A 13714-nucleotide genomic window follows, 5' to 3' on the forward strand; every position below is an offset into this window, starting at 1 on the left:
GTTTCTGTGTGGGGCCTGTTCGCGGGCGGAGCCACGATCCGGCGACCTCTCGACATCACGCGTTACAACCAGAGTGTCGCTTTAAACGACTGGGGCGCGGCATTGCGCCGCACCCCGATATCCGGGTACTACCGTGCGAGATCCGGGCGAATATGCAGAATCGCCGCTTCCTCGTCCTCGACGAGTTTCGTCTTATCTTCCGTCGACAAGTCGACGATCATGCGGCCATCCGGCAGACGCCCATACTTGCGAAACAAGCTCTTGAACGCTTCCTGGGACAGCATCCACTCGCGCAATAACCGATCGCGTTCCTCGAGCAGGTTGTCGCGACGTTTGACTTCCAGTCGCAGCTGCGCGATTTCGTTCGCGAGGTTTTGTTCAAGCACGTCATCGTCTTCAAGCGGCAGGATCGGTCGCGACGCGATCCGACTGTCGATGTCTGCTCCAGGTTGCTGGCCGTATACGAACATGCCCATCGTGCGGTCCTCCAAAACTAGACTCCATTCCCTTCCAGATTCACCAGTCCGCGTAGACTAACTCGTCCTAATTATTTTAGAAAGCGCTGCTGCGTGAATTTTAATAACTGACGTCTTGTTATCCGTCGAATGGCCTACTGTGAAAGCGCACTCTTAAGCGCAGGCAGAACAACGCGGGCAACCTGACCGAGCGGGCCTTTCGGCCAGCACCTCTGACCGAAAGCCTTTGAAAGCGGCGCGCAAACGTTCACGCAACCGCATTCACGAAACGGGGACAATTAATATCCTCAACAAAATACTTGGTATGCAATCCTGCGTGCGTCGATTTGACGCATTCGCTAATTCGTTTAAATAAAACGGTAACAAAAAACCCTGACAGCGAAATACCCTAATGATGTGATGGATGAAAAACCATTTAAAAAGTACGGACGTTCGTTAATCAAATCGTCGGCAATGATTCACGCGAATGTCATTTTGTGGCGTAGCAAAGCGCTTTCCTCGCGAGGCGGACACGCCTAAACTTCGCACTGATATACAAGTAGGAACCCTGCGGCAGCGACGCCGGCACGCAGATTGCGCGCAATCGCCGCCCCATCGATGCGTATCCCGCGCGCCGATACGTCCTGCCCCATCCCTACCCCATAACGCACCCATCAGGAGAACAGCGTGCAGAAGCGACCCTTTGGCAAGACCGGCTGGCAAGTATCGGAAATCGGATTCGGAGCGTGGGCCATCGGCGGCAGCTGGGGCGACGTGTCGGATCGCGACGCCGAAGCCGCGCTCAATGCCGCACTCGACGAAGGCATGACGTTTATCGATACGGCCGACGTCTACGGCGACGGTCGCTCGGAAAAGCTGATCGCGCGCGTGCTCAAGTCACGCGGACGCGACGGCATCGTCGTGGCCACCAAAGCCGGCCGCAAGATTAACCCGCACGTTTCCGCCGGCTACACGCCTGCGGCGATCGAGGGATACGTCGACGCGTCGTTGCGCAATCTCGAAGTCGATGCGCTCGACGTCGTGCAACTGCATTGCCCGCCGGTCGAGGTCTACTACCGCCCCGAGATCTTCGAAGCGCTCGACAAGATGGTCGCCAAGGGCAAGCTCAAGTCGTATGGCGTGTCGGTCGAGAAGATCGAAGAGGCGATCAAGGCACTCGAGTACCCGATCACGAGCGTGCAAATCATTTTCAACATGTTCCGCCAACGCCCGATCGAACATTTCTTTGCGCGCGCACGCGAGCAGCAGGTCGCCATCATCGCGCGCGTGCCGCTCGCCAGCGGCTTGCTCACGGGCAAGTTGTCGGCACAAAGCACGTTCGCGGCTGACGATCACCGCCAGTTCAATCGCCACGGCGAAGCGTTCGACGTGGGTGAGACGTTTTCGGGCGTGCCTTACGACGTGGGTCTGCAGGCTGTCGAAGAACTCCGCGCGGTCGCGGGCAACGTTCCGCTCGCCCAACTCGCACTGCGCTGGATTCTGATGTTCGACGCCGTGACCGTCGCTATTCCGGGCGCGAAGAATCGTGAACAAGCAGCAGGCAACGCAGCCTCGGCCGCTCTGCCGGCGCTCACGGATGCGCAGATGAACGCCGTGCGCGATATCTACAACCGCCTGATCAAGCCGCACGTGCATCAGCGCTGGTAAAGCGACGCGGCGCGCCCCTGTCACCGCGGGCGCCCGTCTCACGGCCTCCCGGTCCGCCGGGAGGCCACCGCAAGGCCCCCTCGGCGACGACGCCCTGCCGCGTCGCTATCGGGGCGTCGACAGGTTGGCGCGCCTTGCAGCTTTATCCTTGCGCCCGGGCCGCCGCGCCGTTCGTAAACCCTTCGGATGCGTAGTCGCCGCCCTGCAGCAGCGCATCGAGCGGGTTCGCGGGCGGCGATGCCGTCGCCAACACCTCACGCGCATAGTCTTCCGCGTTGTCGACGGTCCGGTACCCGAGCCGCGACGTGCTGTTGTCCCACCACGCGCGCGTATTGCCCGAGATCCCGTAAGCGATATCGAAACCAAGCGTTTCGATATCGATCCCCGCATCGATAAACCCGCACAGATCGCGTGGCGACAGCCAGGTGCTCAGGTGCCGCTCTGACACGGGCTTCGGCACGCTCGAGCCGATGCGCAGGCACAGCGACTCGACGCCGTGCTTTTCCCAGTACATGCGCGCAACGGCTTCGCCCCATACCTTGCTGACGCCGTAGTACCCATCCGGGTTGACCGGTGCAAGGGTATCGATGCGCTCTCCGGATTTGTACATGCCGACGACGTGGTTGCTGCTGGCGAAGATCACGCGTTTGACGCCGCGCACGCGTGCGGTCTCATACAAGTCGCCGACGCCGATCACGTTCGGGCCCGCGATCGCATCGAGGTCGTGATTCCACGGATTGCCCGCGAAATGCACGATGACCTCGACCCCATCGAGCACGCCATCGAGAAACGCGGCGTCGAGCAGATCGCCGTTCACGATCGTCTCGTTCGGCGCTGCCTCGCCGAGATCGCGGATGTCACACAGGTGCACAGCGCGCTGCTGAGCGCGCCAATGCGCGCGCAACACGGTGCCGACGCGACCGCCGGCTCCCGTCACAAGGACATGCTTCATGGGTTGATCCAGAGAAAGGGCCCGGTGCCCGGGTCAGACGTCGTGACGCGTCTCCTTGACCCGGCTCACGAGCTGCGTCGGGCTCACGAACTGCAGCGCGATGATGACCCAGACCAGCGTGATGACCATATAGATCATCGCCATGGCATCGATCGACTGCGACGCCCGCACGCCCGTTGAGAACACGGCGTAATACAAGGCCACGACGAGCGTCTGTGTGCCCGGCCCGGCGGTAAAGAACGTGAGTTCGAACATGCCGATCGTGCGCACCAGGACGAGCAACCCCGCCGCGAGCATGCCCGGCACCAGCAGCGGCAGCAGCACATGGCGGAAATAGCGCGCGGTCGTCGCGCCAAATACGCGTGCGGCCGACTCGAGGTTCGGGTCGATCTGCTCGATAAACGGCGTCATGACCAGGATCACGAACGGCAGCGACGGCACGAGATTCGCGAGGATCACGCCGGTCAGCGTACCGGCGAGGCCGATCTTGTACATCGCCGTCGCCATCGGGATCCCGTAGGTCACGGGCGGCACCATCAGCGGCAGCAGGAAAACAAGCATCACGAGCCGCTTGCCGGGAAAAACCACACGCGCCAGCGCGTAAGCCGCCGGCACGCCCAGCGCGATCGACAGCAGCACGACCGCGCCGACCACCTCAACCGTCACCCGCAGCACGGAAGCGAGCTGGAAATCATTCCAGGCCTGCGCGTACCAGTGCGCCGTAAAACCCTGCGGCAACGGCGTGCCGAACCAGCGCGTCGCGAACGAATTCATCGCGACGGTGGCGATCATCAACAGCACATTGAGCAGGAACAACGCCATCACGCCCCATACGATCGCGCGATAGCACCGCGCGGCGATCGACGTCGGCGCGCGCGCGGGCCGGCCGTGCGTGCCCCGGCTGCTGCCCTGTGTGTGCTGCGTGTCCTGCGTCGAGCCTGACGAAGCCAGCGCACCGTCGATCTTGACGGTCGTCTGAGACGAATTCATCCCTTGCCTCCGGTCGTCGGTCCGCTATAGAACGCGCGGCGCAGCGTGAGCATGCCCGCGACGATCAGCAATTGCACAAAGCCCATCACGATCGCGATGGCCGATGCCATCGGGTAATCGTAGTTTTCAAACGCCGCCTCATACGCGGCGATCGACACCACGCGTGTCGGGCCGGCCGGCGCACCGAGCAGAATGGCCGACGGGAACACCGAGAACGCCTGCACGAACGACAGGCAGGCGGCCATCGTCAGACCGGGCGCGAGCAAGGGCAGATAGATATGGCGAAACTGCTCCCACGGGCTCGCACCGAGCGTCGCGGCCGCACGCGCGAGCGTTGGGTCGATACCCGTCACGTACGACAGCACGAGCAGAAAGGCGAACGGGAAACCCGAGATCACCAGGGAAATCAGCACACCCCAATAGTTGTGCGTCAGACGGACTTCGTCGCTGTACAGATGCAACCCGTGCAGCACCTGCGGAAACCAGCCGTTCGGCCCGAAGTACGTCAGCATGCCGTCGGCGATCAGCACGGTGCCCAGCGTCACGGGAACCACCAGCAGCGTCGTGACGATCTTCTGATACGGCGAATGGCGTCGCAGCGCGAAGGCGACCGGCAGCGCACCCAGGACGTTGATCAGCGTCGCCGGCACGGCGAGCTTCAGCGTGACGACGATCGTCGGCCACATCGTCGTGTCGGTGAAGAACTTCGCATAGTTCGACCAGATGCCGCCGCCGTCGGCCGAACTCAACGACAACGCGACGCCATAGGCGAACGGATAGACGAACAGCGCAACGAGCGCGACCAACGCCGGCGTGACGAGCCACGCCTTGGGATCGAACACCGGCGCGCGCGCACGCGCCGTCACTGTGCCAAGGGTCGACATCAGGCGTTCTCCGCGGGATAGACGAGCACGCGATCGGGCGCGATGCGCAGTGACACCGTCTCGCCGCGCTCGGCTTCGCCTGCGATGCGCACATACAAAGGCCCGAACGGCGCCTTCACAGACAGCAGCGATTCGCGCCCGCCATATTCCACGGTCTCGACGACCGCGTTGAACCCGTTGTCCCCGCCCGTCGAGCGTTCAAAGTCATCGGGCCGCATCGCCACACTCACCCGCCCCGGACCCAGCGGCCCGATCGTCGTGCCCTGCAAGGAAACAGCGCCGGCGGCCGTTGTCGCACGCAGGGTCGCCCGCCCGTCGATCACCGGGCCGAGCTCGAACGGCAACACGTTGCGATAGCCGATAAACCGCGCGACATGCAGATTCGACGGACGACGATAGACCTCCCGCGGCGTGCCGACCTGCTGCACGGTGCCTTCGCGCATCACGACAATGCGGTCGGCCATCGACAGCGCCTCGTCCTGATCGTGCGTGACGTAGATCGTCGCGCGTTCGAGTTCTCCATGAATGCGCCGGATCTCCCCGCGCATCTCGATACGCAATTTCGTATCGAGATTCGACAGCGGCTCATCCATCAACACGAGCGGCGGCTCGATCACGATCGCGCGCGCAATCGCGACACGCTGTTGCTGACCGCCCGACAACTGACCGGGCAGCTTGCGCTCGTGACCGACGAGCTGGACAAGTTCGAGCGCCTTGCGTGCGCGCTGCTCAATCTCGCGCGCGGGCAGGCCGCGCATGCGCAGCCCGAACCCCACGTTGCCGAGCACGCTCATATGCGGAAACAGCGCGTAGTTCTGGAACACCATGCCAAAGCCGCGCTTTTCGGGCGGCAGCACGTCGATGCGCGTGTCGTCGAGCCAGATGCCGCCGTCAGTCAGCGCATTCAAACCCGCGATACAGTTCAACGCCGTCGATTTACCGCAGCCCGACGGGCCGAGCAGCGCGATGAACTCGCCGCGGCGCACGTCGAGATCAAGCCCCTTGAGCGCAGCGACCGCCTGGCCCTCGGCGTTCGTGAAGCTCCGGCTGACACCGTCGAGCCGCAATTGCTGGAAAGTATGTTTCATCGCGAATGTCCTTGTTCGACGCGCGCCAGGCCGGTTACTTGGTCTTCTGAGCGCCGACTTCCTGGTCCCACTTCTGGAACGCGGCCACCATCGCCTTCGCATCGAGCGGGACGACATTCGGGTGACCGGCAATCCATTGCGCGTACTCGGGTCGTCCGTACTTCTGAATGACTTCCTGGCTATGCGCAGGGGCGGCGGACAGCGGCACGTCCTTGACGGCCGGTCCAGGATAGAAATACCCGTCGTCGTATGTCATCGCCTGCTGTTGCGGCTCGAGCAGGAAATTCATGAGCTTGTAGAGCACGGGCAACTTCTCCGGCGCCACGCCCTTCGGAATCACCATGAAATGCGCGTCGTTGACCCACGTCATGTTGTCGAATGCCTGCACGCGGAACTCGGCAGGCACCACGCCAAGCGCACGCGGGTTGATGTCCCAGCCCGTGACGGTCACCGTCATGTCGCGTGAACCTTCGCCCAGTTCTTTCATGACGGCCGACGTGCCGCCCGGATAGTAAGGAATGCAACTATCGAGCTGCTTGAGGAACGCCCAGGTCTTGTCCCAGCCATGAACCGGATCGCGCGGATCCTTGTCGCCGAGCAGGTACGGCAGGCCCATCAAAAAGGTGCGGCCCGGCCCGGAGTTCGCGGGACGCGCGTAAATCAGCTTGTTCGGATGCGCCTTGCACCACGACAGCAGCTGCTCCGGCGTCTTGGGCGGATCGCTGACGTGTGCGGGGTTGTATTCGACCAGCGGCCCGGCCGGCATATACGTGACTTCGAGCCCCTGCCCCTGCGCGAGGTCCTGCATCTTGCGCGGACCTGGCGCGTACTTGTCGAGCACGCCCGGGAATTCCTTGTCATGGTCGGGGAGCAGCTTCATCCAGAGGTTCTGCTCGATGCCCGCCGCGAGCGCGTCGGTACCGGTGAGCACCAGGTCGATATCCGACCGGCCGGCGCCCTGCATCGCCTTGATCTTGCCCGGCAACTGCGGCGCGGGCGCGTTGGTGAACGTGATCTGCGACACGAGGGTCGGGTTCTTGTCCCGGAAGGCTTCGAACGCCTTCTGCGTCAGCGCGAGGTTGCCCGCGACGTCGACGACATTGATCGTGACCGGGTCGGCCCACGCCGAACTCACGCCGACCACGGCCGGGACGGCGGACGCCGCCATCACCCACGCACCGACTCGTGCTGCCAACTTGCCTGACAACCTCATGCCGTCTCCTTATATTTTCTGGGCTCGCCCGGGATGGGGATCGCTGCGCGGCTGGCCGTTTGAGTGACCCACGATAGCGGGGTTGTACGATCACTGTCAAGGCGTTGAAGTACTTGATTTACCTAGTAAAAACCCGATGATGTTGGCGTAAAACCAAGCCGGACGGAGGGTTTCGGTCGATAGGTCGTCGTACAGCTTTCACTCGCCTTCCGTCACCGGGTATTTCGACCCCACCATTTCGCCCGGCAAGAGGTCATACAACCTCGCGGTGCGGGGGGCGCTCACGTTGTCAGTCAAGTATCCGAGGAAGCGCTGGCGACAGAACGTGCGAGAACATGCGATAGCGGGCGTCCCGCATCGCGCGGGATCGATCCATGCCAATCCGGGGCAGCCGGCGCGAACGCGAACGGCGAAGAAGAGGCGCGCCGCAACGGGCGCCCGGCGGGAGCGCCTGAAGCCAGCGATCAGGCTTTTAATTTATGCGATGCGCAATTGCCGCCGGAATCGCTCCCAGGCGACATCCGACGCGGCCTCGTTGCCGCAGGGCGACGGGGGCGCACCAAAGGCGTCTTCGCCGGCGGCGCGACACGCGTCGACAAAGTCCTGAAGTTCCTTCCAGTCGTGAAACGCATGCGTGACGCGCCACCCGGCGGTCAGTTCCACTCGAGGTCGCACGCGCGACACGCGAGGCAGGCCGAAATCGTCAAACGCGCCAGTGTCACGGGTCACACGCACCATTCTGTGTTGCGCCACGGTCATCTCCTGCGAAAGACGGCCGCCCCACCGTGCGGCCACACTGCCTCACTATAGGACGCGATACGCGCGATGGTTAGGCCAAATCGCATCATCTTCCGGGTGTTTTTCAACCGCACCGCAACATCGAAATATCCCTGCCGGGCGAATTTACGCTTCGGCGCAATTCGGCGAATTTCGATAAAATTCAACACGATAAAATTCAACGTTCACCAAAAAAACTCTTCTGGTCAGCCCTCGCGGCGGATCGGCGGCCCGGTGCTGCAACGCCCGGACAGGCTGCCTTCCCTTGCGCGCTGAAAATCTATGCTGTTCTCGTCTTCAACCGCGTCCAATGCGGTGGTGCTCGGTCTGGCTTCGGCCACTTTTTATGGTGTCGCTGACGCGCTCGCAGGCTCGGCCGCTCGTGCGGTCGGCGTGCGCCGCGCCGTATTCAGCTATCAATTGCTCGGCCTGTGCGTGGTGGCCGCTTATGTCGCATGGTGCGTATTCGTCGGCCGTCTGACGTCGCTTCCTGGCGCCCCTGCCCTGAGCTGGGCTATCGCGCTCGCGGGTGCGCTGGCGACGCTCGGCGGCAGCGTTTCGTTTTCGCGCGCGTTGTCGCTCGGCAATGCGGGCGTCGTTGCGCCGATCATGACGTGCTACGGCGCGATTACGACCGTGCTGTCGGTGCTGACCGGCGAGGCCCTGGGTGCGTTACAACTGATCGGACTCATGGTGTGCGTCATCGGCGTGCCGCTGATCGCGTCCGGCGAGTCGTCGGAGCCGGCCGTGCGCTCGCATGCGAAACAGGCCGTCGGGTGGGCGCTCGTGTCCGCTGTGCTGTACGGCGTGGGTTTCTGGCTCGAAGGCCGGTTCGTGCTGCCCGTGCTCGGCACGTTGCCGCTGCTGGTCATCAGCTATATGGTCGGCACGACCGTGCTCGGTGCGTCGCTTGCGCGCCGCGCCGATACGCCCGATGGCCTGCCCGCGGGCCGGTCGAAGCGCTGGGCCTGGGGCCTGACGCTGATTTGCGGTTTGCTGGGGCTGGCAGGCCTGACGTCGATCGCCGCCGGCGCGCAAACGGGCGCCTTGTCGATCGTGACGGTGCTGAGCACCTTGTCGGCGGTCGTCACAACGATCATCGGGCTTATGCGCGGCGAACGCATGACGCCGTGGCAATGGAGCGGCCTCGCGGCCGTGATGGTGGGTGTCGGCATGTTAAGGATGGCCTGAGTTGAACGCAGAACACATCAACGCCGATACGAAGCCGTCGTCGGTCCCGCGTGGCGGGGCCGACGAGAACGTCAATCCGATGGCCGACGCCAGTCATCCCGCACACTCGAACACCAGCACGGCCAACGCGGCCAGCGCGAAAAGCGCGCTCGACGTCGGCCCGGACACGGTTCCCGCGACGGCGTCGCTCGCGCAGCCTCAGCCCGACGCCAGCGCTGCTGGCCGGGTGAGCAAAGCGCCGGGCGCGAAACGCGACCTGACCACCGGCCCGATCGGCAGCACGCTGTTGAAGTTCGCGCTGCCCACGCTGGGCAGCAATATCCTTCAGTCGCTCAACGGCTCGGTCAACGCCGCGTGGATCGGGCACTACCTGGGCCCCGCCGCGCTCTCGGCCGCGTCGAACGCCAACCTGATCCTGTTCTTCCTGCTCGGCACGGTGTTCGGCATCGGTCTCGCCGCGACGATTCTCGTCGGGCAGGCGGTCGGTGCGCGCGATCTCACACGCGCCAAGCAAGTGGTCGGCTCAGGGCTCACGTTCTACGTCGTGGTCTCGCTGATCGTCGCGCTCGCGGGGTATCAGTTCACGCCGCATATCCTGACCGCGATGCGCACACCGCTCGACGCGCGCCCGCTCGCGATCGACTATCTGCGCGTGATCTTTATCGCGCTGCCGTTCATCAACACCCTTGGCTGCGCGACGATGGTGTTACGCGGCGCGGGCGATGCGCGCACGCCGTTCGTACTGATGGCGCTGACGGTCGTGCTCGATATCGGACTCAATCCGCTGCTGATTTTCGGCATCGGGCCGTTTCACGGCTTCGGGATCGCGGGTTCGGCGATCGCCACGCTGACGGCGCAGGTCATCGGCATCATCGCCATGTTCCTGCTGCTCCATCACCGGCGGCATTTCCTGCTACTGCATCCGCACGAGTTCGGATTCCTGCGACCGACCGCCTCGATCCTTCGCGCACTCGTCTTCAAGGGTGTGCCGATGGGCATGCAGTTGTTTGTCGTGTCCCTCGCCGCGATCGCGATGATCGGCATGGTCAACACGTTCGGCACCGCGACGACTGCCGCATACGGTGCAGTCACGCAGCTCTGGACCTATGTGCAGATGCCCGCCGTCGCGGTCGGGGCATCGGTCTCGTCGATGGTCGCGCAGAACGTCGGAGCGCGGCGTTGGGATCGCGTGAGCAAGATCACGCGATACGGCGTGCTGTTCAGCGTGATCATGACCGCGTTGCCAACCGTCGTGATCCTCATCTTTTCACGCGGTGCGCTCGGCCTGTTTCTCGGCAGCGAAACCGAAGCGATCAGGATCGGCATGCATATCAACGAGGTCGTGATCGGCACGTTCACGCTCTTCGGGATCATGTTCGTGCTCTCCGGCGCCGTTCGTGCGACCGGCGCGGTCATGCCGCCGTTGCTGCTGCTGACGTTCTCGCTCTGGGGCGTACGCATTCCGTTCGCGCGTGCGCTGCTTCCGAAGTACGGCGCCGAGGCAATCTGGTGGAGCTTCCCGCTCGGCATGATCGTCGCGGTCACGCTCGTCGGCCTGTACTACAAGTTCGGCAACTGGCGTCAGAGCAAGATGCTCGACAAGATGCCGCCCCCTCCGCCCGCTCCGGCCTCGCCTGTTGCGGCGGAAGCCACCGCGCCCGTGCCGACCGGCGCAGCGCCTGCGGGTGCATCGCCCGCGGTGATGACTGAAGGCCGTTAGTTAGGTACGAGTCGAAGCCGGTGAGCCTCGGGGCCCGGCAGGAATGCCGACGCCTGGCCTTGCACCCAGTCCTCGTGGCCCGCAAGAAAGAACGGCGACAGCGGGTGACCGCTTGCTCCGCCGGGCATCTCGAGGATGCCCTGATCTTCATGTCCCGGCGCCACGACCATGCGCTCCGACGCACCGAATCCGCGCCCCTGCACACGCGGCATGTTGATATCGCCGGGAAGCCGGTCGGGCGGCGCGGACAGGTGCGTTGCAATCCATCCCGGCATCAGCCGTGCAAACGGATGAGCGATTGCCGCGCGGTTTCGATCGCCCCACCGCGCGCGATCGAGCACCGCACCATCGGCCGTATCACGCGCGATCACGGCGTCGACCCGGTTCAGCACGAACGCCTGCCAACTTGCGAAACGCTTGGGCACCCATGCGTGCGCACTGGCGAGCGCCTCCATCACCGCAAGCGAACGCGACGACGCCGCACGATAGCCGGTGCCCGCGTACAGACCCGACATGCGCGCGTCGAGCGCACCAAACCAACCTTGATACATCGCCGTCTGGAAATCGCGCACGAGCGTGTAGCCGACAGAATCGACATCGGCGCGCGCGTCCCATTCCGACACGAGTGCGCGTAGCGCTTGCCGATCCGGATGTCCCGCGAGTGAACGGGTATCGAGTGCTTCGAGCATGACCGTGCGCCAGAACGCGAGCGCCCTCGCTCGATCGTCGAGCTGGATCGCCAGCAAGCCGCGTTCGTCGAAGACGTCGTGCGCGGCGAGGTCATCGCGGATCTGCGTCGCGCGCGCGCCGACATCCGCACCGCCATCGCCGATCTTCGATTGCTCGGCACTGTCGAGCTGTCGATTGTTCGCTGTCCAGAGTGCACCGATCGTCGGGTCGATGCGAACCGGGTAGGCAGCAGGATCGAGGTAACCGTGCCATCCGACATAACGGTCTGCGGGAACAGGCAGCGTCATGCCAGCCGGGCTTGCCAGCGACGTTTGCGTCGCGCTTTCCGTCGCATCATCGGCCGTAAGTGCAGGCGTGTTTTGGGCTTTGTTTTGGGCCGTGGTTTCAGCCGCGCTTTCAGTCGTGTTAGCGGTCACGTTCGCCGAAGCGCCTTGCGCGGCGCCGGCGGCTGCGACGCTCGAAGCCCGATTGGGCAACGGCCCGGCCAGCGTCCAGCCGATATGGCCGCTGCGATCAGCGATCACGATGTTTTGCGTCGGCACGCCGCTGCGTTGCGCGACCCGCATCGCTGACGTGACGTCATGGGCCTGCTCCATGTCGCCAAGCGTCAGATTCGCGGCCCGCGGATCGTGCGCGACCCAGTGCACCGCGAACACGTGTCCCGCGACACGCCACTCGGGTCCCCACTGCGTTTCGTAGACGATGATCGACACGGGCGCCGCGCCATGCACTTCAATCGTTTCGCGGTACGCGGACGCCGTGCGCCATGCCGAGGGGTTGGATGCCGGCGGCGTCGCAGCAGATGCAGACGCGTCGGCATCGCGACGCGCAAACGGACGGCGTTGCGCCTGCACCGCCTCGTGCGCGCTCTGTGCAGAAGATGTCTCGGGCGGCGAACGGTATCGCGCCGGATGGGCAGGATCCGTCTCGACTTCGACGAGGTCGATGTAGTGGCCATAGCTGTTCGTGAAACCCCAGGCAACATCGCCATTGCTGCCGACGACGATCAGCGGCGCACCAGGCAGGCTGACACCTGCAATGCGCAAAGAGGCGCCGCCGTTGGAGGCAGTGACGTGAATCGCGAGCCGGTACCAGATATTCGGCAGGTTCAGGCCCAGGTGCATGTCGTTCGCGACAAGAGCGGCGCCCCCTGCCGCGGCCCGGGGCCCGGCCACCGCGAAGCTGTTGCTGCCGATGGCGCTTCGCCAATCGATGTCGTCGGCGCGCGCTCCCAAAAGCGAATGCGAGTCTTCCGTCGGCGCATCCAGCCAGTCCGGGCGTTCAGCCGGGATCGCGAGCGAAGTCACATTGTCGGACACGTGAATATTCGCCGGCACGGCCCGATCGAGCGGCGCATCCCAGTGACTTGCTGTTTGCAACAGGAACTCCGACAACGCCGGTGACATCTGCTGTGCGAGCACGCCGCGCGATGCGATCTGGCGCATCTCGCCGGATTGCAGATCGAGGTACATCGCGTACAGCGCGAGTATCGAGTCTTCGGCGCGCCAGGGCTGCGGCTTCACGCGCAGTACGCAATACTCGAACGGCCGGACCCTGAGCGAGGCGAGGCCCGCGTTGACGCCCGCCGTGTAGGTTTCAAGCAAGGCGCGCTGATCGGCTGGCAGCGCGTTGACGACCTCGCGCGCCCGGGCGCGAAAGCGATGCATCCGGTTCTGCTCGTCGACACGCACGGCTTGCGCGCCGAACAACGCGGCGAGTTCGCCCGCGGCCACACGCCGCAACAGGTCCATCTGAAAGAAACGGTCCTGCGCGTGCGCGTAGCCGGTCGCAAATGCCGCATCGCTTCGCGTTCGGGCCTCGATCGTCACATGCCCGAGGCTGTCGCGCACGATCGACGCTTCAGACGCGTGTGCGCCCCAGCCGTCGCGGCTTGCCGCAACCGCGACCGTTCCGTCGAGCTGGGGCAGCGAGCCATCGAGCAGATACCAGAATCCGCCGACCGCCACACACACGACGAGCAGCGCGAGCGTCGCGAGCGACAGCAGCGCACGCCACCAGAACCGCTTCGACCACAGACGATCCGTACGTAGACCCAAGGGCTTGGCCTCTTATGAAGATGCTCGGA

Annotated in this window: 11 protein-coding genes; 3 read left to right on the plus strand and 8 right to left on the minus strand. The window is 64.2% G+C overall.

Annotation, left to right across the window (positions count from 1 at the left end):
- Positions 1-128: 128 nt before the first annotated feature.
- Positions 129-476, minus strand: a complete 348-nt coding sequence (locus tag ACMFWR_RS14000) for a hypothetical protein (RefSeq protein WP_413192238.1) — start codon at positions 474-476, stop codon at positions 129-131.
- Positions 477-1142: 666 nt separating this feature from the next.
- On the opposite strand from ACMFWR_RS14000, the gene ACMFWR_RS14005 reads away from it, so the two are divergent.
- The gene (locus ACMFWR_RS14005; RefSeq protein ID WP_413192239.1) at positions 1143-2123 is read left to right on the plus strand and encodes an aldo/keto reductase; all 981 of its coding nucleotides are present in this window, start codon (positions 1143-1145) and stop codon (positions 2121-2123) included.
- A gap of 142 nt (positions 2124-2265) precedes the next feature.
- On the opposite strand, the gene ACMFWR_RS14010 is transcribed toward ACMFWR_RS14005, so the two are convergent.
- From ACMFWR_RS14010 to ACMFWR_RS14035, 6 genes are all read right to left on the minus strand, one after another.
- The gene (locus ACMFWR_RS14010; protein ID WP_413192240.1) at positions 2266-3075 is read right to left on the minus strand and encodes an NAD-dependent epimerase/dehydratase family protein; all 810 of its coding nucleotides are present in this window, start codon (positions 3073-3075) and stop codon (positions 2266-2268) included.
- Between the two features lie 33 nt (positions 3076-3108).
- Positions 3109-4065: an ABC transporter permease gene (locus tag ACMFWR_RS14015; RefSeq protein ID WP_413192241.1), complete on the minus strand. Its 957-nt coding sequence runs from the start codon at positions 4063-4065 to the stop codon at positions 3109-3111.
- The gene (locus ACMFWR_RS14020) at positions 4062-4949 is read right to left on the minus strand and encodes an ABC transporter permease (RefSeq protein ID WP_413192242.1); all 888 of its coding nucleotides are present in this window, start codon (positions 4947-4949) and stop codon (positions 4062-4064) included. The genes ACMFWR_RS14015 and ACMFWR_RS14020 overlap by 4 nt, the downstream gene beginning before the upstream one ends.
- Positions 4949-6037 (minus strand): ABC transporter ATP-binding protein, encoded by a 1089-nt coding sequence (locus tag ACMFWR_RS14025; RefSeq protein WP_413192243.1) that lies wholly within the window; start codon positions 6035-6037, stop codon positions 4949-4951. Before ACMFWR_RS14025 ends, ACMFWR_RS14020 begins: the two co-directional genes overlap by 1 nt.
- 34 nt (positions 6038-6071) lie before the next feature.
- Entirely contained in the window at positions 6072-7205 is a 1134-nt protein-coding gene (locus tag ACMFWR_RS14030; RefSeq protein WP_413194899.1) for an extracellular solute-binding protein, read from the minus strand.
- Positions 7206-7727: 522 nt separating this feature from the next.
- The gene (locus ACMFWR_RS14035) at positions 7728-8003 is read right to left on the minus strand and encodes a hypothetical protein (RefSeq protein WP_413192244.1); all 276 of its coding nucleotides are present in this window, start codon (positions 8001-8003) and stop codon (positions 7728-7730) included.
- 306 nt (positions 8004-8309) lie between these two features.
- Here ACMFWR_RS14035 and ACMFWR_RS14040 point away from each other — a divergent pair, with 306 nt between their 5' ends.
- Together ACMFWR_RS14040 and ACMFWR_RS14045 are read left to right on the plus strand one after the other, a co-directional pair.
- A complete protein-coding gene (locus ACMFWR_RS14040; RefSeq protein WP_413192245.1) occupies positions 8310-9218 on the plus strand; it encodes an EamA family transporter in 909 nt (302 codons plus the stop codon).
- A 1-nt stretch (position 9219) separates the two neighbouring features.
- Positions 9220-10938: an MATE family efflux transporter gene (locus ACMFWR_RS14045; RefSeq protein WP_413192246.1), complete on the plus strand. Its 1719-nt coding sequence runs from the start codon at positions 9220-9222 to the stop codon at positions 10936-10938.
- Here ACMFWR_RS14045 and ACMFWR_RS14050 read toward each other — a convergent pair.
- On the minus strand, positions 10935-13685 hold the full coding sequence (locus ACMFWR_RS14050; protein WP_413192247.1) for a penicillin acylase family protein: 2751 nt from the start codon (positions 13683-13685) through the stop codon (positions 10935-10937). The genes ACMFWR_RS14045 and ACMFWR_RS14050 overlap by 4 nt on opposite strands.
- Positions 13686-13714: the final 29 nt, after the last annotated feature.

The sequence above is a fragment of the Pararobbsia alpina genome, assembly GCF_965118125.1.
Lineage (GTDB): Bacteria > Pseudomonadota > Gammaproteobacteria > Burkholderiales > Burkholderiaceae > Pararobbsia > Pararobbsia alpina_A.